This is a genomic window from Nakamurella sp. (assembly GCF_048594475.1).
Lineage (GTDB): Bacteria > Actinomycetota > Actinomycetes > Mycobacteriales > Nakamurellaceae > Nakamurella.
The window spans coordinates 1-2283 of sequence record NZ_JBMDXT010000189.1 but is presented as its reverse complement, the minus strand read 5'-3'; the positions used below and the strand labels follow the sequence as shown (position 1 = coordinate 2283).

Genomic DNA, 2283 nt, shown 5'->3' with positions numbered 1-2283 from the left:
GCTGTCCTACCACCCGGACAAGCTCTCCATGGAGCGGGTGTCCGAGGCGGCGTTCGGCCCGGCCGACCGGATCGGCCAGCTGACCATGCGCAACCTGGACATCGCCGACACCCGCTCCAAGCTCGAGCTCTACGCCGGCCTGGGCCAGCTGGACACCGAGCAGACGCTCGTCGGCACCCTGCGGCCGGGGCAGGCCGGGGCGATCGCCAGCCTGCCCGCCGCGGCCGACGAGCACCCGGAGCAGACCCAGGCGATCGAGCAGGCCAGCGACAGCGCGGCCATGGACGCCGGGACCGACTGACATGCGCCCTCACCCCAGCGGATCCACGCTCGATCGCACCTTCGCCCGCGCCACCGCACGCCGCACCTCCACGCCCGCCGACTCGCCACAGACGCGTGGTCGCGGGGCCGCGGACGGTGCGTTTGCGGCGAGTCGGCGCCGCGGGGCGGTGCGATGACCGGCGCCGGGTCGGGCGCGTCGTCGGGCGGCCTGTGGGGCGGCCGGTTCGCCTCCGGCCCGTCCGCGGAGATGGCCGCGCTGAGCCTGAGCACGCACTTCGACTGGGTGCTGGCGCCCTACGACATCGCCGGGTCGAAGGCCCACGCCCGGGTGCTGCACCGGGCCGGGCTGCTGTCCGAGGACGAGCTGTCCGGCATGCTGGCCGCCCTCGACGAGCTGGCCGCCGACGTGGCCGCCGGGGCGTTCCGGCCCGAGCCGGCCGACGAGGACGTGCACACCGCGCTGGAACGCGGCCTGCTGGACCGGGCCGGCCGCGACCTGGGCGGCAAGCTACGGGCCGGCCGCTCCCGCAACGACCAGGTCGCCACGCTCTACCGGATGTACCTGCGCGACCACGCCCGGCGGATCGGCCGGCTGGTCACCGACCTGCAGCAGGCCCTGCTGGACCAGGCCGACGCCCACCCGGGCGCGGCCATGCCGGGCCGGACCCACTTCCAGCACGCCCAACCGGTGCTGCTGGCCCACCACCTGGCCGCGCATGCCCAGGCGCTGGCCCGGGACGTCGACCGGATCCGCGACTGGGACCGGCGGGCCGCGGTGTCGCCCTACGGCTCCGGGGCGCTGGCCGGGTCGTCGTTGGGCCTGGACCCGGCCGCGATCGCCGCCGACCTGGGCTTCGACGCCCCGGCCGCGAACTCCATCGACGCCACATCGGCCCGCGACTTCGCCTCCGAACTGGCGTTCGTGCTGGCGACCGTCGCGGTGAACGTCTCGCGGTGGGCCGAGGAGGTCATCGTGTTCACCACCGCCGAGTTCGGCTACGCCCGGCTGCACGACGCCTTCGCGACCGGGTCGTCGATCATGCCGCAGAAGAAGAATCCCGACATCGCCGAGCTGGCCCGCGGCAAGGCCGGCCGGCTGATCGGCAACCTCACCGGGCTGCTGGCCACGCTCAAGGCGCTGCCGCTGGCCTACAACCGGGACCTGCAGGAGGACAAGGAGCCGCTGATCGACTCGGTCGACCAGCTCGAGCTGCTGCTCCCGGCCGTGGTCGGCATGACGGCCACGCTGGAGTTCCGGCCCGAGCGGATGGCCGCGATGGCCCCCGCCGGCTTCTCGCTCGCCACCGACGTGGCCGAGTGGCTGGTGCGGCAGGGGGTTCCGTTCCGGGTGGCCCACGAGGCGGCCGGCCGGTGCGTGGCCGTCGCCGAGGCGGGGGACAAGGACCTGGTCGACCTCACCGACGACGAGCTCGCCGGGATCGACCCGGCGCTCACCCCGGAGGTGCGCGAGGTGCTCACCGTGACCGGATCGCTGGCCTCCCGCGACGCGGTCGGCGGGACGGCGCCGGTCCGGGTGGCCGAGCAGATCGTCGCCCTGCGCGCGACGATCGCCGCCGACCGGGCGTGGCTGGACGCCTGACCGGCGGGACGGGGCTGGGGCGCGTGCTGCGCCGCGGCTTCTTCGCCCGGGACGTCCTGACGGTCGCCCCTGACCTGCTCGGCCGGGTGGTCGTCCGCCACACCCCGGACGGTCCGATCGCCGTCCGGCTGACCGAGGTGGAGGCGTACGCCGGGCCCTTGGACCCGGCCTCGCACGCCTACCGGCGCACGGCCCGCTCGGAGATCATGTACGGCCCGCCCGGCCACCTCTACGTGTACTTCGTGTACGGGATGCACTGGTGCGCGAACGTGGTCAGCGGGGCCGACGGCAGCGCGTCGGCGGTGTTGCTGCGCGCCGCCGTGGTGGTCCGCGGGCCCCCGCACGCCCGCCCCCGGCGGCCCGCGGCCCGCCGGGACGTCGACCTGGCCCGCGGCCCGGCC

At 75.7% G+C, this 2283-nt stretch carries 2 protein-coding genes and 1 pseudogene; all 3 read left to right on the top strand.

The window, feature by feature from the left end; genetic code table 11:
* A pseudogene (locus tag ACOJUF_RS09105) lies at window positions 1-301 on the top strand (argininosuccinate synthase); the annotation flags it as partial.
* A 153-nt stretch (window positions 302-454) separates the two neighbouring features.
* Complete coding sequence (gene argH, locus ACOJUF_RS09100; protein ID WP_420121543.1) at window positions 455-1882, top strand: argininosuccinate lyase; 1428 nt, start codon at window positions 455-457, stop codon at window positions 1880-1882.
* Window positions 1867-2283, top strand: a 417-nt coding sequence (locus tag ACOJUF_RS09095) for a DNA-3-methyladenine glycosylase (RefSeq protein ID WP_420121542.1), incomplete at its 3' end; no start/stop codon positions are given. The genes argH and ACOJUF_RS09095, both read left to right, overlap by 16 nt.